This is a genomic window from Clostridium sp. AM27-31LB, from assembly GCF_003480745.1.
Lineage (GTDB): Bacteria > Bacillota > Clostridia > Lachnospirales > Lachnospiraceae > Butyribacter > Butyribacter intestini.
Genome location: NZ_QUJS01000002.1, coordinates 299,549 through 317,607, shown reverse-complemented (window position 1 = coordinate 317,607; position 18,059 = coordinate 299,549). Strand labels below are relative to the sequence as shown.

Annotated in this window: 18 protein-coding genes; 4 read left to right on the top strand and 14 right to left on the bottom strand. The window is 34.4% G+C overall.

Going from position 1 to position 18,059, the window contains the following annotated elements; translation table 11 throughout:
- Positions 1 to 24 precede the first annotated feature (24 nt).
- The 3 genes from DW721_RS05050 to DW721_RS05040 all read left to right on the top strand — a co-directional run bounded on the left by DW721_RS05050 (position 25) and on the right by DW721_RS05040 (position 3,046).
- A complete protein-coding gene (locus DW721_RS05050; RefSeq protein ID WP_055941925.1) occupies positions 25 to 573 on the top strand; it encodes an alpha/beta hydrolase in 549 nt (182 codons plus the stop codon).
- A 126-nt stretch (positions 574 to 699) separates the two neighbouring features.
- Entirely contained in the window at positions 700 to 1,077 is a 378-nt protein-coding gene (locus DW721_RS05045) for a LysM peptidoglycan-binding domain-containing protein (protein WP_182436218.1), read from the top strand.
- Positions 1,078 to 1,252: 175 nt separating this feature from the next.
- On the top strand, positions 1,253 to 3,046 hold the full coding sequence (locus tag DW721_RS05040) for an N-acetylmuramoyl-L-alanine amidase (RefSeq protein ID WP_118498955.1): 1,794 nt from the start codon (positions 1,253 to 1,255) through the stop codon (positions 3,044 to 3,046).
- Positions 3,047 to 3,180: 134 nt separating this feature from the next.
- On the opposite strand, the gene DW721_RS05035 is transcribed toward DW721_RS05040, so the two are convergent.
- The 14 genes from DW721_RS05035 to DW721_RS04965 form a co-directional block, all read right to left on the bottom strand.
- Entirely contained in the window at positions 3,181 to 4,557 is a 1,377-nt protein-coding gene (locus DW721_RS05035) for a tyrosine-type recombinase/integrase (protein WP_243035952.1), read from the bottom strand.
- A 74-nt stretch (positions 4,558 to 4,631) separates the two neighbouring features.
- Positions 4,632 to 5,006, bottom strand: coding sequence for a BlaI/MecI/CopY family transcriptional regulator (locus tag DW721_RS05030; RefSeq protein WP_243020485.1), 375 nt, complete (start codon positions 5,004 to 5,006; stop codon positions 4,632 to 4,634).
- 104 nt (positions 5,007 to 5,110) lie between these two features.
- Positions 5,111 to 6,079, bottom strand: coding sequence for an RluA family pseudouridine synthase (locus DW721_RS05025; RefSeq protein WP_118745038.1), 969 nt, complete (start codon positions 6,077 to 6,079; stop codon positions 5,111 to 5,113).
- Between the two features lie 61 nt (positions 6,080 to 6,140).
- Complete coding sequence (gene lspA, locus DW721_RS05020) at positions 6,141 to 6,638, bottom strand: signal peptidase II (RefSeq protein WP_055941931.1); 498 nt, start codon at positions 6,636 to 6,638, stop codon at positions 6,141 to 6,143.
- 25 nt (positions 6,639 to 6,663) lie between these two features.
- The gene (gene aroB, locus DW721_RS05015) at positions 6,664 to 7,752 is read right to left on the bottom strand and encodes a 3-dehydroquinate synthase (protein WP_118745037.1); all 1,089 of its coding nucleotides are present in this window, start codon (positions 7,750 to 7,752) and stop codon (positions 6,664 to 6,666) included.
- Between the two features lie 192 nt (positions 7,753 to 7,944).
- Positions 7,945 to 9,081, bottom strand: coding sequence for a DivIVA domain-containing protein (locus DW721_RS05010; protein ID WP_118745036.1), 1,137 nt, complete (start codon positions 9,079 to 9,081; stop codon positions 7,945 to 7,947).
- Between the two features lie 11 nt (positions 9,082 to 9,092).
- Positions 9,093 to 9,899: a YlmH/Sll1252 family protein gene (locus tag DW721_RS05005; RefSeq protein WP_022013208.1), complete on the bottom strand. Its 807-nt coding sequence runs from the start codon at positions 9,897 to 9,899 to the stop codon at positions 9,093 to 9,095.
- Positions 9,900 to 10,231: 332 nt separating this feature from the next.
- Complete coding sequence (locus tag DW721_RS04995) at positions 10,232 to 10,825, bottom strand: cell division protein SepF (protein ID WP_118745034.1); 594 nt, start codon at positions 10,823 to 10,825, stop codon at positions 10,232 to 10,234.
- Positions 10,826 to 10,839: 14 nt separating this feature from the next.
- Positions 10,840 to 11,532 carry a YggS family pyridoxal phosphate-dependent enzyme gene (locus tag DW721_RS04990; protein WP_055941945.1) on the bottom strand — a complete coding sequence of 231 codons (693 nt, stop codon included), beginning with the start codon at positions 11,530 to 11,532 and terminating at the stop codon, positions 10,840 to 10,842.
- Positions 11,533 to 11,647: 115 nt separating this feature from the next.
- Complete coding sequence (locus DW721_RS04985) at positions 11,648 to 13,045, bottom strand: HlyD family efflux transporter periplasmic adaptor subunit (protein ID WP_118745033.1); 1,398 nt, start codon at positions 13,043 to 13,045, stop codon at positions 11,648 to 11,650.
- 473 nt (positions 13,046 to 13,518) lie between these two features.
- Entirely contained in the window at positions 13,519 to 15,240 is a 1,722-nt protein-coding gene (locus tag DW721_RS04980; protein ID WP_279221133.1) for a DNA internalization-related competence protein ComEC/Rec2, read from the bottom strand.
- Positions 15,241 to 15,520: 280 nt separating this feature from the next.
- On the bottom strand, positions 15,521 to 16,387 hold the full coding sequence (locus DW721_RS04975; protein ID WP_118745031.1) for a DUF5677 domain-containing protein: 867 nt from the start codon (positions 16,385 to 16,387) through the stop codon (positions 15,521 to 15,523).
- A 103-nt stretch (positions 16,388 to 16,490) separates the two neighbouring features.
- A complete protein-coding gene (locus DW721_RS04970; RefSeq protein ID WP_243035951.1) occupies positions 16,491 to 16,802 on the bottom strand; it encodes a hypothetical protein in 312 nt (103 codons plus the stop codon).
- Positions 16,803 to 16,887: 85 nt separating this feature from the next.
- Complete coding sequence (locus DW721_RS04965; protein ID WP_008117812.1) at positions 16,888 to 17,208, bottom strand: helix-turn-helix transcriptional regulator; 321 nt, start codon at positions 17,206 to 17,208, stop codon at positions 16,888 to 16,890.
- Positions 17,209 to 17,600: 392 nt separating this feature from the next.
- Between DW721_RS04965 and DW721_RS04960 the strand changes: the two genes are divergently transcribed.
- Positions 17,601 to 17,984, top strand: a complete 384-nt coding sequence (locus DW721_RS04960) for a helix-turn-helix domain-containing protein (RefSeq protein ID WP_118745029.1) — start codon at positions 17,601 to 17,603, stop codon at positions 17,982 to 17,984.
- The last annotated feature ends 75 nt before the right edge of the window (positions 17,985 to 18,059 follow it).

Here is an 18,059-nt window from a genome sequence, read left to right as displayed (position 1 = left end):
GAAATTTAGATAGGAGACAAAACAATGAGCAAAAAACTTGCCATATTTTTTCCGGGAATAGGTTACCACAATGACAAACCATTACTTTATTACAGCAGAAAACTTGCAGCAGAAGCAGGTTTTCAGTGCGTGAGAGTAGATTACAATGGATTTGCGTCAGAAATTAAAGGCAATGCTGACAAAATGAGAGAAGCACTTGAAACAGCATATTCACAGACAGAGCTTATATTATCGGATATTGACTGGAAATCTTATGAGAATATAATTTTCATTTCAAAGAGTATAGGAACAGTAGTCGCCGCCCGTTATGCAAAAGAATATGATATAACCTGCAGAAATATCTATATGACACCTCTTGCAGAAACATTTTTATTTGAGCCATGCAATGGGATAGCCTTTCATGGAACTGCTGATTCATGGGCAGACACTAAAATTATTAAAGATAAATGCATAGAATATGATATAAAACTTTCTATTATCCCTGATGCAGACCATTCACTTGAAACAGCAGATACTATGAAAAATATAGCAATAATAAATAAAGTAATGGATGAAATAAAAAAATATCTTTAAAACAGTTCCAGACAGTTATTTCATGTTATCGAACAAATTTTCTCTTTTGTATTGACAAACAGTTGTTCTAATGATAATATAGTTTACACAGTAAACGAACAAATGTTTATCACAAAGGAGGAGCCTATGTTTATAAGAGATATTTTATCACAGAAAAGATATTTACCGGTTAAGTTAGCAATAGTAGCTGTTATAGCATCATTTATTGCAGTTTTAAGTTTTCATATAAGCAGATCGTCCGGAGTGAGCACTTTTAACAGCACCGTGACAAATGATACGGATGTTGGCAGTCAGAAAAAAATGTCATATGTATCTGTCACTATACAGCAAAATGACTCGCTTTGGAGTATAGCCAAAAAGTATAAAAATCAATATGACGGTTCTTTTAATGATTTTTTGGAGGAAATAAAGAGGTGCAACGGACTTAGTTCAGATACCATATATGCCGGAAATCATATCATCGTACCTGTTGTCATACATTCTGAAAAGATTGAACATCCATAACTTTGACACAGTTCTTCGTTAAAATAGCACCGTTGTGTAAAACAAAGATTTGTTTTATATTATATGGGTCAGGCGGATATTGGCAATCTGCTCTGATGTTTGCTTGTAATACTATCCAGGTCAGTACACCAGATAGTATTAAATACATTAAATTTACACGGAGGATTATGTTAAAATGAGATTTTTCAGATACAGTAAACAAAACACACATAATAAAAGATTACTTGCGGTTGTCAGAAAGACTGCTTTTACAATTTTTGCAGCAGCTATATGTCTTAGCACTACAAATGTAGCAAAAACATATGTTGATGCAGCGGTATCCATTGAGCAGAATGATGAATATACGGATATAGCTGCTGACAGCTCGCTAAAAATGTATTATAACAAAACTTTATACGATAATAGTACATTTCCAGGCATACGCATTGATGATGTATGGATGGTGCCTGTAAAGGAGTTCTTAGCAGACAAGCTCGGATGCACATATAAGTATTCCGAGACTAATGGTAAACTTACTATTACAAACAAATATGGCAATGAGCAGATAGAAGCATACATAGGAAGTACGGAATTAACTGTCGGTTCTTCAGCTATAACTATGGATGAGCCTGTTATAAAAGCAAGAAACTCAGAAAATACTTCCGAAGAAACAATTTATGTACCGGCTTCTAAAGTTATTCAAAATCTCGGTTATGGTTATGAGTCCACAGCAACATCATTAAATGTTACTGACATTATCAGCTATTATAAAAAATCAGAGCAGACATGGTATGAAAACAGCTACACTAATGCGATTAACAGTATTATTTGCACTAAAAATTCTGACAATAAAGATATAGTTCAGATTACTGCATTAAATCCAATTGAATCTGAAAATGTGAGTGTCAAAGCCGGAGACAACAGCATTGAATATATATATGCAAAAACTAAAAATCTTCTTGGTGATATTAAGGAAACAATAAGTGACAGTACAGCCGTAAAATCACTGGAAGTATGGGAAGACCAAAATTTAGCTGCTCATATCAAAGTTACTTTTGACGACAAATATATTACAAGTAAATCAATTTCATCAAATTTTTTTACTATCACATTTACTAAGGCATCTTTTAGCATGAAAGCATTGATTCCTGATAAAGTTAAGGCAGAGAAGATTACGGCAACGGACAGATATTGGAATAAGCAGTTTTATATAATAGTTCCTGGAAATCATGTCTCTTTTTATAAAAACAACAAACCTATAGACAATAGTTCAGCTATCAAAAAAATAGAGGTAAATAAAACTTCAGGCGGTGACACAAGGATTATTGTAACCACAACTAAGCTGCAAGGCTATAAAATTGACAAAAAAGACGGTTATTTTACGGTAAAAGTCGGCTCTCCAAATAGTATATATAAAAATATTATCCTGTTAGATGCAGGACATGGCGGGAAAGATTCCGGTGCAAGATTCGGAAGCCTCTATGAGAAAAATCTTAACCTTGAGATTTTATATACGAGAGCACGCAAATATTTTGAAAGCAATACTTCAAATGTAAAAGCATATTGGACACGCCACAACGATACATTTATAAATCTTTATACAAGACCAAAACTTTCAAAAACTTATAGAGCCGATATGTTTTTGAGTCTTCACATGAATAGTGCAAGTAACAGAACTGCCAATGGAACAGAAGTATATTATTCATCACGCAATAATAAAGTAACTTCAACCGGTCTTTACAGTAAAAAGATGGCTTCAATAATGCTTAATTCTGTATTAAACGGGATAAATTCTAAAAACAGAGGCGTGCGTCAGGCAGGATTTGTAGTTAATAAATATAACACTGTACCGTCAGTTTTAGTTGAACTTGGATTTATAACCGGCAATAAGGATTATCCTAATCTAAAAAAGGCTTCATACAGAGAAAAAGCTGCTAAAGCATTGTATGATGGTGTAGAAAAAATATTTAAGAAATATCCTGCAAAATAAAAAGGGCAAAACCAGCGTTTTGCCCCTGGTGTCACACTACTTTACGATCATTTTCCTATAGCATAGAAAAGCGCAAAACCAGTGTTTTGCCCCTCAAGAATTGCTTTGCAATTCTTGAGGGGTTCTGCTATAAATTAATTTCCCCATTTAACAGCTCCTGCGGCACTTCGTTTTTTATCATCATCTATTGCAGCATAATGTTTCTTTGTTGTATTTACATCATTGTGTCCTAAAACATCTGCTACAAGATAAATATCCCCTGTCTGTCTGTAAAGTGCCGTGCCATATGTGCTGCGAAGTTTATGTGGTGTAATATGCTTAAATGTTGTAACTTTAGTTGCATATTCTTTGACAAGATCCTCTATTGCCTGCACAGTCATACGTCGGCGTTGGATAGAGTAGAAGAGTGCGTGTTCATGACCTTCTCTTGGTACAATTTCCGAACGCGCATAATCTATATAATTCTCAAGTGCATCTGCAACATCATCGCCAAAATATACATATTCTTCCTTGCCGCCTTTTCGTATAATTCTTATACGACATTCTTTAAAATCAACATCTTCTATATTCAGTCCTACACACTCGGAAACACGGATGCCTGTCCCAAGAAAAAGAGTAAAGATTGCAATATTTCTCAGCTTGTTTTTCTCATAAAATACTTTTTTACGACCTGTGAGATTATCACCTGCGTGTTCTACAAGGTTTAAAAGTTCAGAAACCTCCTCAGAGTCCAGACGGATTATTTCTTTATCGTGCAACTTTGGCATATCGATTACAGTGGTAGGATTATTTGATATAAGTTCTCTTTTTTGGTAATACAGATAAAAACTTTTAAGTGAAGCGATTTTTCTGTGAATTCCGCGTTCGTCGTTTGAATACTGTCTGCCGGCATATGTGTATAATTTGAGATATTCCATATATTCTTCAATATCTACAGGTTTTAATGACTCAATATCTTTTAGTGAAATACCGGAGATATAACTGTCTAATACAGCAGCATTATCTGAACTGTCTGTATGGTCGTTTGCACCTTGATTTTTATTGTCATCAATGACAATATTTTTCTTTGCGTCATCATCAATGACAATATTTTTCTTTGCGTCAATTTGTCTTGCAGAAAGTTCGGGATTTGCAGATAAAAGAAATCTGAAAAATGTCCTTAAATCAGATGCATAACCCATGCGTGTTTTTGTTGTTGTCTTTGGTTCGATACCACGAAAAAAATCTTTGCAAAATGTTGGAAGTTCTTTTAATTGTTCACGCAATTTTTTTGTATCTCTAAGTGATACCTGCTGATGATAATTTTGATCTGTCTGAGTCTGTTTTGATTTTGCAGCAGCACTTAAAGTTGTGGTTTTGCCTGAGATATTTTTTTTGTCGGCTGCATCTAAAACAGTGTTTTTATTTGAAATATTTTCGATTGTGTCTGAATTTATATTTTTGTCTGAAACATTTTTTTTATCATTATTTTTATTGTTTTTTCCTAAAAACGATATATTGTTGTCTGTCATATGTTTTTCCTCCTTATCTCTTTGGAAAACTGGAATTTATCAAAGAGTTAAAAATACTACCCTACACAAAAAGTTTAATATTTATTTACCAGTTTTTTCAACTCTGCAATATCTGCAGATGTCAATTCTTTAGCTGCAAGGTATGTCGCAATAAAATTACTGAGCGAGCCATTATACAATTTATCTAAAAGTGCCTGTGTCTCAATTTCCTGTGTAGCCGCTTTACTAATAAGTGCTTTACAGATAAATCCGGGATCTTCACGAACAATGGCACCTTTATCAATTAATCGTTTTATAACCGTATATGTAGTATTTTTTTCCCAGCCAATATATTCTTTGATTATTTTTGCGATATCTTTTGCTGCCAGTTCTTTATTAGACCATAGTAGTTCCATCACATTTAGTTCGCCCTCATGCAGTCTTATTATACCATCATTTGTCTTTTTCATGCTGTATCTCCCTATATATATTGTCTATTGCCATTTTTCAGCTTAAGCTGCTTAAGCCTGATATACCTGTGTCATATATCAATCACATTTTTGTTATATTGCAATCACTTTCTTAACTTATTAAGAAGTTCCTTAAAATAATTTGGAAGTTCTGCATCAAATTCTACATATTGTCCTGTTGTCGGATGTATAAAACCTAATGTTTTTGCATGCAAAGTCTGACCTGTTAGTTTAAATGGACATTTTGCCGGACCGTAGACCGTATCACCAAGTATCGGGTGTCCGATGCTTGCCATGTGAACTCTTATCTGATGCGTTCTGCCTGTTTCAAGTTTACATTCTATATAAGTATATTTATTATTTAAGGTATCTAACACTTTATAATGTGTTACAGCTTTTTTACCGTTTTTTACATTAATCGCCATTTTTTTTCTATCTACCGGATGTCTCCCTATATCCCCCTCGATAGTTCCCTCTGACTGTTTTAAATGACCACAGACTATGGCATGGTATGTTCTTGTGATAGAATGTTCTTTCAACTGTTCTGCAATGCATCTGTGTGCTTTATCATTTTTGCAGGCAACTATAACACCTGTAGTATCCTGATCTATTCTGTGAACTATACCCGGTCTCAGCTCTCCGTTTATACCTGACAGGTCATCACAATGGTACATAAGTGCATTGACTATTGTGCCGCTGTAATGTCCGGGAGCCGGGTGAACGACCATCTGCTTCGGTTTATTTATAAGTATAATATCACTGTCCTCATAAATTATGTCGAGCGGAATATTCTCCGGAACTATCGCTATGTCTTTTGGTTCACATATACTCATCTGTACCTTGTCACCGCTTTGAAGTTTATAGCTGCTTTTAACGGCTTTACCATTTACTTTTACCAGACCATCTTTTATCTGTTTCTGAATAAATGAGCGCGACATATCCTTAAACTTTTCAGTCAAAAATCTGTCAAGACGACAGTTATCAAATTCATTTTCAACCTGAATATCATGTATCTCGGAAATATCAATATTGTCTTTATCTTTATTTTCAATCTTCAAACTGTCATCGCTCATACTTAACCTCAATTCTTATATTCAATTTCTATCCATCCACACAAGATTAGATGGAATAATCTTATTTTTTCAATATTCTGTCCAGATCATTATCATCATAATAAAATATAATCAATAAGACAGCCAAAACAGCACTGATAACAACATAACAATCAGCCACATTAAATACCGGGAAATTGATAAGCTCAAAATACAAAAAATCGACAACATAACCGTTTGCAATTCTGTCTATCATATTTCCTACAGCTCCTGCAGCAAGGACAACAAGAATCCATCTCATAGAAGTAAATTTTTTTTCATGCGGTATGCGGTTAAAAACAAAACCAATCGCTAACAACACAATAATCGTGACGATAAGCAATGGAAATCTTTGATTTTGAAAAAGTCCAAAAGCTGCACCATGATTTTCAAGGTAAAACAATTTAAATACATTTTTTATTATAGGAAAACCTGTATTTCCTTTTAATGTGCCTACGGCAAGCTGTTTTGTCATTTGGTCTGCTCCAATAAGTACCAAAAATAATATTATCCATTTTAAATACCAGACAGCCTTTTTCATGTTAATCCTCATTTCTGTATAATTTTTATGCTAATACGACAGATAATGCTTCTCTCATTTCATCATCGGTCACATCTTTTCTGATAACAGCATTTCCCGGTCTGTCAAGCAATATAAATTTTATCTTGCCAGCATCCATCTTTTTGTCGCTTTTAGACGTTTCTATAATGCTGTCGGCACTAAGTTCACTGACAGAAACCGGGAGATTGAGTGTTTTTAACATATCTGTCATGCCTTTAAACTCATCTTCAGTTATCATATCACGCTTCATGGAAATATAACCTGCTGCAACCATTCCAAGTGAAACACACTCACCGTGAAGAAGTGAAAAATTCATAAGTTTTTCTATGGCGTGTCCTAATGTGTGTCCGAAATTGAGCAATGCACGCTCACCTTTTTCCGTAGGATCATTTTCGACAACCATTCTTTTAATATTGCAGCTTCCTGACACCACTTCTTCAAGTACATCAAGGTTGCGGCTGTTTAATTCAGAAAGATGTTTTTCTATATATGAATAATATTCTGTGTCTTTTATAAGACCATGCTTTATAATCTCACCAAATCCTGAATAATATTGCTTTTCGGTAAGGGTATTCAGCGTTGAAAGGTTCATATATACTGCTGATGGCTGGTGAAATGCTCCAACCATATTTTTATATCCCCTGAAATCAACACCGGTCTTTCCACCGACACTGCTGTCTACCATTGCAAGAAGTGTTGTTGGAAGCTGTATGACTTTTATGCCTCTAAGATATGTCGAAGCAGCAAAACCTGTAAGGTCACCTACAACACCACCGCCGAGAGCAAGTAAAATATCTTTCCTGTCAAATTTTTCTTTTATAAGATGTTCATATAAATCCTCAACGACATTGAGATTTTTAGACTCCTCACCTGCCGGAAATACAAATGAAGTAACTTTACTCACACATTCAGATGCTATATCCATAACGGCATCAAGATAATGTGATGCCACACTGCTGTCTGAAACTACACAAACTTTATGTTCAGCTTCCACCTGCTCTTTTATCACAGAAGCAAGTTTACTATAATCTTTTTCTATAGTTATATTATATATTGGTTTATCATCATAATGAACTGTAATCAGCTTACTCATATTAGTCCCCATTTCTGCACACATTTTTTGAATATCAGGTTTGTGTCAAGTGTGCACAGACACAAATCTTAAATGTAAAAATAAAGCTATTCACACTTTAATCTAAGTAATAACTCTAATATAAGTCAATAATTTTAACCTAAATGATAACTCTAATCAAAATTTATAACTCTAAAATTTATGTCAATAACTTTAATCCAAGTCAATAAATGTAAATGGGTTCCTTTTTTCTTTTGAACCTGCATTATTGCCTGAAAGATATGAAACACTATCATCTTTAGGCATAGATGCCGGGAACACGGTGTTTGATATGTCTTCTTTGGCATCATTAATTGTAGGTGTTTTCATCATAATATTCTCTACTATAATATCATCTTCTGCATTATCGGCTTCATTTTTAGGTTCAGTTTCGTATTTATTCTCCTCGATACCTGTCTGCTTTTTATCCTCAGATTTCAGTACTTCAGATTTATTGATATTTTCAACGGCTTCATTTTCTTTTATATCAGAAACAGTGTCATTCTCTGCGTCAATTTCTTTATCTTTTATATCATCATCTTCTTCAACTGACTGCCAGATAAAGTTCTGTTTTTCTTCTATGGTGGTGTCAGACGATTTCGCATCCGTTGCATTTACGATGTTATCTGACTCTGATGCAGCTTCGATTTCTGCATCATTTTCCACTTCTGCAGTTATGTCCGGCTCAGCAGATATTTCTTCAATAACATTACTTTTTTCTTCTTTTACTAAATCCTCTTTTTCAAAACTGTTTATACCTGAAGTTTCTTCGCCGGAAATCAAATTTTCAGGGGTTTCAGGTGAAGAACATTCGCCATTCACAAAATCAAGCTGTTCTTTTATAATGACCTTTATTTTTTGCTTATATTCTTCATATGATGATGATAATAAAGACAATTTGCCGTTTATCTCCTCATATTTTTTCTGTGCATCTGTAACTTTTTTATCAAACTCAGCTTTTGCATTATCAGTATATTTATCTGCTTCTTTTTGTGCATTTGAAACAATGTCATCAGCCTCTTTCTTTGCCAGACTGACTATATTAGCAGCCTCCGCTTTTGCAGCATTCTTTGTTTCTTCTGAAGTCTTTTCAGCTAATACAAGTGCCTTTTGAAGGTTATCTTCAAGATTTTTATAATATTGTATTCCTTCACTGAGTGAAGTAAGCTTCTCTTTTAACTTGGCATTTTCTGAACTGAGTTCTTCAAAACTTTCAAGTATCGATGCTAAAAACTCATCTGTATCTTTTTTATTATATCCACCCATCGTTGTTTTAAGGGAACGATGTTTAATATCTGCCGGTGTAAGCATTTTAATACCTCCTAAATGTACTGTTTTACTATAATATGATAACGCCCTTTTCTGGTAATATTTTCCGAAGTTTCTATCAGATATTTTCCAAAACCTCTGACTGTAAGTATATCACCATCTTTTATTTCTTTAGCGTTTTCCGTAGAATTTCTGCCATTTATATACACATTTCCTGCTCTTATATGTTCAAGACATTGAGAACGCGAACTTTTTAATGCAACCGCTGTAACAGCGTCAAGCCTTAATGAAGCAACACTTCCGATTATTTCTCTATATTTTGGTGTAGAATCAATTTCTGTCATTGCGACTGCTTCACAATAAACTGTAGTGTGCTTTATACTTGTTATTGATTCTATAAGTTTTTCTTTATTAGATTTGCAATAAACATATGCAACGCAGGCTTTTGAATATGAATCAGCTTCTTTCACGACTATATCTCCAACCTGATTTCTTTCAATACCAAGATTCATAACCGCACCTAAGAAATCACGATGTGTCAGCTTATCACAAAATTTATTATTAACCGGTGCAATTTTTATACAGGATATTGGGAAATCAGCTTTTCTAATATCAATGTAATTGTTTTCAGGTAAAAAACATAACATCTGGTACATTGCTCCATCATATCCGCCATATGTGATGAGTTTATTCTCATACATATCAGGGCGTACCTTATTTTTATCCAACAATCTATAACATAGTTCAAGTCCATTTAATCCGACAAAATCGCTAAATATCGGAATTCCTCTGTTATATGCTGTATTATACATATCCTCGAAATGATTATATAATATCTGTTCATCTTTTGATAAATGCATGGCATTACCACCTAATTCACTTTACCCTGGTATTATCCGCACTATATTTGCATAATCAAGGTGGATTATACCAGAAAATATTTACATACTGCCTGTAAATACGATAATACTATCAAAATTATATATGGGCTTATGTCAACCTTTATACACTTTAATATTGAATGTTTTACCAGATACCTTACAGGACATAATAATGGTTTCATCAGATTATCAAGTATATTATTAATGAAACTGCCCAAAGGAATTATTCCTCTGAGCATATATATAAGATTGATTATCATAAGAATGATAAAAAGCAAATACAATGTATATACCAGATAATGCTGCATTGCTTAAAACTCCTTACTAAGTGTTGGAATACTTATTCCCTCATTGTTTTCTGCAACATTTTTTATGTAATCACCTGATATATCAATAGTTTTTGGCGAGAAAATAAAAATATATTTTGAAATCTGACGCATATTTCCCTGGATTGAAAAGATACATCCCGATACAAAATCCATTATACGCTGAGCTTCCTCAACATCAATCCCCTCAAGATTTACGATTACAGGCTGTCCACCAAGAAGAATATCACATACTTCCTGTGATTCACCAAAATTTGCAGGTTTAAATATACATACCTCAACATCACTTGCGGATGTTCTTATAGGCACAACTTTGCTTTGAGCAGCACCTTTTGAAGTGTTTTTTTTCTGTGAATATTCAGGCTCATTTTCATAATCATCCTCATGATCATCATAAGGTGTTCTTGAAAAACTTCTTTTCTCTTCACGCCTCTGCTCTTTTTTTAAACGCTTTTCCTCTTTACGAAGTTCTTTATCATCGACATCACTTTCATATGGATCATCGTAAAAGTCATCGAAATCATCATCTCCCAGTTTAAAAAAATTTAAAAAGCTGCTTACCTTACCCTTTTCACCCATTAGGCTGTCCTCCTTTATATTGAATAATTTCTTTCACCAAAAATTCCGGTACCCACACGTACAAGTGTAGCTCCTTCCTCAACAGCCACCTCATAATCTCCGGTCATACCCATCGAAAGAATATCCATGCTAATATTATCAATGTTTTTAGCTGCTATGTCAACAGATAATGCCTTTAATTCTCTGAAAATATTTCTGTTTTCTTCAGCATTTTCGACAAATGGTGCTATCGTCATCAAGCCTTTGACTCTCAAATGTGGAAGTTTTGCAACATCTCGCACGAGTTTTTCTACTTCGTCTGTTTTAAGACCAAATTTTGATTCTTCACACGCCACATTAACCTCTATAAGAATATCTGAAACAAGATTTTTCTTTTCGCTTTCTTTTTCAATCGCTTCTGCAAGGTGCAGCGAATCTACGGAATGTATGAGAGTTGCACGGCCTACAACATATTTTACTTTATTTGTCTGAAGATGACCGATAAAATGCCACTTTATATCATCAGGCAGTGCATCATGTTTTTCTTTCATTTCCTGTGCTTTATTTTCTCCGAAATCTCTCTTGCCGGCAGAATATGCTTCTTCTATCATTTCCATAGGTTTTGTTTTACTTACAGCGATCAAAGTAACTTCATTTCTGTCTCTGCCTGCTCTCTCACACGCGGCAGTTATCTTTTCCTCCACCTCTTTAAGATTTTCCTTAACCATTTATTATTACCTCCATATTGCGATATTTATTTTAATACCATCAGTCAGACAGCATAGCGTATTGTAAATATCCGGCTGACTTCTAATTTTAATATACACTTTTATGTACTTAATGTCAGATTATCTCATCTTCTTTAACAAAATTAGGATTAAGAATTATATGATCATATATCTGCAGACCGTATATTGTATCTTCAGGTACAATGGCATATTCGGAATTTGAATATGTTATATCAATCCTTTTAAAAGTACAATAGCCATTATTACAATAATATACCCCATCAAGTCTGGCTGTCCTTGTCAAACTCAGCTCACTTCCATTTGCAGAGACATCTGCCACTATGATGTCACCTACCGAAAACAATCTGGCATCGATATAACATCTGTTTTTTTCATCTTTATAATAAACCTTAGCTTTTTTAAATGTATTATGCTGGTTTCCATGCTTGTCATATGTTTTAAGCATTACACCTGTACTTCCATCATCGCCACCATTTGTAATATATTCTTCAGGTACCATATAAAATTTCTTTTTGATTATGGAAGATACCGGTATCTTAAGTCCGGCTGCTTCATTAAATTCAAGCTGAATGTCAAGATATCTGTTATCAATATAATTTATCATGTCTTTGGTAAATTCCAATTTTGCATAATATTTTGATTTTTCCGTAAATGTCATAACTGATGGTGTAAACTTGTTATTGTCTTTTTTTATAACTACATCTATACTGTCTTTATCATAAAGCTTCTTATATTGCTTCTTTGTAAGAGGTATGACAATTGACCAGTTATCACTTGTGATAAGTTTATATGCCGTATCGCCCTTTGATATTTCTTTCTTTTGTCTTAACTGTTTCCACTTATCTGTCGTATCAGAGAATGTTTTCTGATTGATAGAATCAATATCAAGCTTTTCAAGTCCATCTGAGCAGAATGAAATAATTCCGGTTTTTCCTGATTTAATCATTTTCAAAGATGAAGATGAATCATTTTTTAATATCCGTTTTGCTCTTTTTAAAAGCCCATTGGTCGTCATTTTCAAAAGTGAATTGTCAAGATTATACCTGAAATTTGTAATTCCACTATAATCAGAAAAGTTAAATGAAGCCCTGTATTCGGCAATATCTGCACGAATGGTCTTAGTATCTTCATCAGACAACGAATAATTGTCTGCACCCTCTTTATCTAATGAATCATTAAAGCCACCTGTTCTGTCAACAGAATAAATCGTAGTATTTACTCCGATTCTTGCACCCTCACCTACATAATAATTAATATACCCGGAACTTTTAGCCTTGATTAAGTGCTCATCTCTTAAAATAACACCTCTTATCGTATCATCATCAGCAAGTTTATTTTGTGTCACTTCGTATATTGAAATATTATCCTGATTTAGCGATTGCACAAACAATACTATGATATATACCGAAAACAAAATAAGCATAATTCCAGTCCATGGGTTTTGGCGTTTTTTCATTTTTATGATATTATTTCGTGTATTTTTTCCAGCCAAAATATATCCTCCCATCGTCACATTCAACTTAATATATTATATTAAAATTTGAATGGATTGTCTAGTGTATGTTAAACCAAAATTTAACAGTTAGTAACAGTTCAGCCCAAAAAAGATAAGTCAATAATACATGAGCTTGCTCAATGTATTATTGACTTGTGTTTTTTGGCTGAATAGCCTTTCATTTATGAAATGAGGGCAAAGCCCTCGCGAGCACGCTCAGATGGAACAAATAAATTTGTTCCATCCTCACTTTGCTTTCGCGTAAGTAAACACAAGCTGCATAGCAGCGACTGACAGCTTGCTGGCAGGTTTACGAATGTAATAAATGAAGGGCTGGACTGTTACAACAGTTAAATTTGCATATTAATCCTCATTTCTGCACACGTTTTTTGTGCATATTAAGTTTGTGTCAAGTGTGCGCAGACACAAATCTTGTGTGCGAAAAATCTTGCATATATGGATTTTTCACACTACTCTTCAAAATTCAAAGCACCTTCTACATCTGTCCTGTATATTTTTGTTTCTATATATTCAAGTTTTTTTAGAAGTTCACTGTGAGGATGCCCATATCTGTTGTTTTTTCCACAGGATATGATGGTTTTTTCAGGCATTGTTCGTCTTAAGAATGCCTCTGTTGTCGAGTTTTTACTGCCATGATGTGCAGCTTTTAGCAAAGTATATTTTTGTGGAAAATTTTCAAAGTCAGAATTCAATATATCAAGCACTTTATCTTCTCCATCTTTTTCCAGATCCCCGGTGAGAAGAATACTGTTGTTTTTGTGAACTATACTTAATACTGTAGAGTAAGCATTCGCTGAATCGGTTTTACAGCCATTGTCCGGATGAACACAGGTCATTGTCATATCACCATCAATAATCTTGTCATAGGTTTTAATATACCTGACTTTATTACAGTTGTTTTTTGCAAGCCTAAGTATCTGATAATAAGCTTCATCTTTAAGTTCATTGTCAGGGTTTGGAAGCAGAAAATTATCTATGGTTATCCTATCTGCGTTTTTTTGCTCAAATATTTCAATAATTCCTGATATATGGTCGCTGTCAGAGTGTGTCATTATACAGTAGTCTATTTTCTCTATGCCATAATACTTAAGATACGGTGTGATGATATATTTTCCGACACTGTCTTTGTCCGAACTTCCGCCGTCTATCATATAAACTTTTCCGTTGTCATTTTTAATAATGATACAGTCACCTTGTCCTACATCCAGAAAACAAATGTTAAATCTGTCATTTTGAGGAGGTATCAGCATAAAAACATACAACACCATGAAAAGCAAAAATGTATAATGTGATATTTTTGAAATTTCTGCCGAAAAAGATAACAAAACAGAAGAAAATCCTGCATCAAAATCCTTTTTAATATATATATAATCTTTCAGATATTTTACAGCAAAAATCAAAGTAAATGAAACCAGATAAAATATAAATATTTTAATAATACCCGGTCGTCCCGTAACAATATGATGCATGGGTAGTTTATTAAATAACTCGCATACCCCATCATAAAATTTAAGTATAAAATAGGCTCCGCCAAGCATAAATTTTCCAAGTGGCAAAAAAACTATTCCCAAAAGACCGCCCAAAGCACTAATTATGACAAGAAATGTCGAAAGTGGAACTATCAAAAGATTTAAGACTATACTGTATGATGGTGTCTGAAAAAAGTAATATAATATAACCGGCAGTGTAAAAAACTGTATCGAAAAACTCACCAGCATGGATTTTATAATCTCTTTTTTTATGTGCTGTACCAATCTTTCTTTATTATTATGTTTAAAATCATTTTTGCACGCGAAAATATCATCCCTTAAAAATGGATAAAAATAAGCTATAGCAATAATCGCACCATATGATAATAAAAAACTGCATGAGAAAAGAGCCATTGGTTTTAATATGACTATAATAACCGCACTTACAGCCGTTGCAGACAGCATATCATAACTTCTTCCGACAAATCCGGCAAACAAAGCAATGACCATCATAATGACCGCTCTATTTGTCGAAATTCCAAATCCCGTCATAATGCCATAAAGAAGCAGCAGCAACACGGTAAGTGTTATTGAAAGTTTATCGGGCACTTTCAATAATGTAAGCAGCTTATTAAAAGCCATACATAAAACTGTTATATGCAGTCCCGTCTGGGGTTTTACCCTGTATAAAATAGATGGCATTACTTCATATATAAAAGGATTTTTCCTTACCCCCAAACCTAGCAATCGTAGGGGGATACAAGTATCCCCCGTCTAACCCTCGAAATCACTATATTTTCTAACTTTTTGGAAGTGGTATCGTCTCTCAAAATATGCTAAAAAGATACCCAGATATGTTGGTTGATGTGAATTTGTCGTTACAATGCTATCAGAACATTTTGGACTATCTATGAATTATTTGTAACAAAAAATAGCACGGCTGTCAATTCATAAGCCATACTATTTTTCGATAATCTACTTACTATTTATTTTCATATCTTTCGCACAAGCTCATACAAGCCTTAAATTTCAAAAGAATTTTATTGAAATCTTCCTCTGAATAAGCCCCTTTTCCATATGGAGTTGCTTCAAACAATTGACTTTCTCGTTCTTTCACACGTTTGCAAATACTGTCAAAAGCAAAAAACAAACTCATTTGCGAATATTGAAAAACCTTAAACCAGCCTTCCTTATTTGATTTTCCCAAATCAAATACAAATACCTGATCTGTTGGGTATCCCTCGGCAGCTTGTCTTCTATATAATTTTGTTGTACTAATATCCGAATGTTCAAATTTACTGCCTTCATTATATAAGGTAATATACATTCCAAATAAAATCGGATCCTGTTTGGCCAGTTCTGCAATGCTCTTTGGACTTTCTCCTAGATTCTCCCTTTTCAATATTTTTCGAATTTCCTTGCTGCCTCTATTTAGTTTAGTAATTGTTTCTTCGCCTTTGAATCTCTCATCTAATGTATCACCAAAATCCCGTATCATTTTTTTCAGATTTTGATTTGACCTGAGTTGGTTAATATCTGGTTGATAGAAAAATTCTTTGAGTCTTGTATTATCTCCTTCTTCAGCTTCGCATAAATACTTTATCCATAAAGTATTATTAAACTGGCTTCTTGCCAAAAGGTAAGCTTCCTGTTCCATTCCGTTTTCCAAAAGCAAAATGCAGCTATCGCACAAATTCACCTGTTTAGCCATCAAAGAAAGCACTTCTCTATACCAAGAATACTCATCTATCAAAATGATAGGCTGTCCTTCTTTAATTACATATTTAGCGATATCTTCCGTAATCTCTTTTAACAAATCCGTTAGTTCTGGTGCATGACTTCCATTCATATCCGCATACCTCCATTCCATTTTAAATCAGCAGTTTCTTTTTATATATTATACCAAAAATGGTGTGACTATCCAATCACAGCCACACCATTTTTGCATTTCTTTATTGGTTATTTTCTTTCTTTGCAAAGAATGCTCCATAACTAAACATCTTCATGCTCTGGTATCTGCCCATATCCAGCAGATTGTTTATTATGATTTCCACGTCCCTATCCTCACCGGACTGCTCATGCAGTCTCTGGCATATCCTTCCATAGGCTGCAAGCATTTCACTGTAGAGTTTTTCACAGTATCTGCCTTCTTCAAATTCATTCTCTACCACACTGCTTTCCTCACAATCAAACTTATCCAGATCATAATGTCCGTTCATCAGATCGTAGACCATTGTTTTGAATTCCTCATCCTGTACTCTCATATACATCCTCATCACTTTCCGTGGTCACCGGAATGCATAGAAAAAGGGAAGCCAGTCTTGTCAGATACAATCAAACTGCTTCCCCTTACTTCTTCAGCGTCCTTACGAAGTTCATCAGTATTCTGCGTTCATCCGCATTTAAGTCATCCCATATCTCCAATAATTCACCTTGCTCATCCGTCAGGTCAGGCCGCATACCATCTCCGGCAAAGAACTGTGCGATTGAAATTCCGAATGCATCACAGATCCTTTCCAGGGTCGGTACTGTAGGTATGCTCTTCTTATTCATTATATTTGCCAACGCTGTCTGCGACATATCCGTGAGCTGTGCAAGTCTGTATTTGGAGACTTTATGCTTGCTACATAATTCTTTTACCCTCTTTGGTATGTACTCCTCTGTACGCAAGTAAATTACACCTCTCTTCTATCTGTACGATATACATATTGTAACCGTTACGCAGAAGAATTATTAGAACCATATCTCTTTCGTAATTTACTCTAGTGTAATGGAGTATCTGGATAAAAAAATATGAACGGCAGATTTATGCAGTTCAGTTTTGTATCATGACAGAACCTTGATTTACCATGTTTCCATCATTCTTATATCGTCTTGTTCCAGTTATAAGCATACCATCTGCATCCGTATCCTTCAATAAAAATCGTTCGACATATTTCGCACTTTCCTGTTTCCCTGTTTTCCCTTTACTCCATTACGCTTTATTAAATTACACAACTTTTTTGCACTCATTGATAGATAATTTACCTTGCGTAAGAAAAAGAAAACAGGAGGTACAATCTATGAATCAGACGCAGATATCTGTCAATCACAGGCAGATAGGATACCGTATCAAGGAAGTAAGGGATCAGAATCATATTTCACAGGCACAGCTTGCGGAAATGACCGACCTTTCCGTCTCCTACATAAGCCACATTGAAAATGCAAAAAGAAAAGCAAGCCTGGAATCTGTCATCCGTATCGTGAATGCCCTCGGCATTACCGTGGATGAACTGCTTGCCGGAGTACAGATGAACAATCCGGCAGCATACCAGACAGACATCGATATGCTCATGGAAAACTGCTCGGAAAATGAGAAAAGATTCATCTATGAACTTATAAAGGCAAGCCTGGAAACCATGCACAAAAACGGCTGGGAGCTTGCTTCCAGTGACAGGCACAGATAAAGGCACACTATTTTCACACAAATAAATTTTCTTTGAAATAGACTATAGGGATATGGCTGTCCGTATAGTCTATTT

Excerpts from the sequence above, each read along its gene's own strand:
- DW721_RS04975 (WP_118745031.1), bottom strand. The coding sequence starts at position 16,387 with ATGAATGGAAGTCATGCACCAGAACTAACGGATTTGTTAAAAGAGATT.
- DW721_RS04990 (WP_055941945.1), bottom strand. The coding sequence starts at position 11,532 with ATGGTTAAGGAAAATCTTAAAGAGGTGGAGGAAAAGATAACTGCCGCG.
- DW721_RS04960 (WP_118745029.1), top strand. The coding sequence starts at position 17,601 with ATGAATCAGACGCAGATATCTGTCAATCACAGGCAGATAGGATACCGT.
- DW721_RS04995 (WP_118745034.1), bottom strand. The coding sequence starts at position 10,825 with ATGGGTGAAAAGGGTAAGGTAAGCAGCTTTTTAAATTTTTTTAAACTG.
- DW721_RS05050 (WP_055941925.1), top strand. The coding sequence starts at position 25 with ATGAGCAAAAAACTTGCCATATTTTTTCCGGGAATAGGTTACCACAAT.
- lspA (WP_055941931.1), bottom strand. The coding sequence starts at position 6,638 with ATGAAAAAGGCTGTCTGGTATTTAAAATGGATAATATTATTTTTGGTA.
- DW721_RS05005 (WP_022013208.1), bottom strand. The coding sequence starts at position 9,899 with ATGCATTTATCAAAAGATGAACAGATATTATATAATCATTTCGAGGAT.
- DW721_RS04970 (WP_243035951.1), bottom strand. The coding sequence starts at position 16,802 with ATGAGAGTACAGGATGAGGAATTCAAAACAATGGTCTACGATCTGATG.
- DW721_RS05045 (WP_182436218.1), top strand. The coding sequence starts at position 700 with ATGTTTATAAGAGATATTTTATCACAGAAAAGATATTTACCGGTTAAG.
- DW721_RS04980 (WP_279221133.1), bottom strand. The coding sequence starts at position 15,240 with ATGCCATCTATTTTATACAGGGTAAAACCCCAGACGGGACTGCATATA.
- DW721_RS05040 (WP_118498955.1), top strand. The coding sequence starts at position 1,253 with ATGAGATTTTTCAGATACAGTAAACAAAACACACATAATAAAAGATTA.
- aroB (WP_118745037.1), bottom strand. The coding sequence starts at position 7,752 with ATGAGTAAGCTGATTACAGTTCATTATGATGATAAACCAATATATAAT.
- DW721_RS05010 (WP_118745036.1), bottom strand. The coding sequence starts at position 9,081 with ATGCTTACACCGGCAGATATTAAACATCGTTCCCTTAAAACAACGATG.
- DW721_RS05035 (WP_243035952.1), bottom strand. The coding sequence starts at position 4,557 with ATGACAGACAACAATATATCGTTTTTAGGAAAAAACAATAAAAATAAT.
- DW721_RS05030 (WP_243020485.1), bottom strand. The coding sequence starts at position 5,006 with ATGAAAAAGACAAATGATGGTATAATAAGACTGCATGAGGGCGAACTA.
- DW721_RS05025 (WP_118745038.1), bottom strand. The coding sequence starts at position 6,079 with ATGAGCGATGACAGTTTGAAGATTGAAAATAAAGATAAAGACAATATT.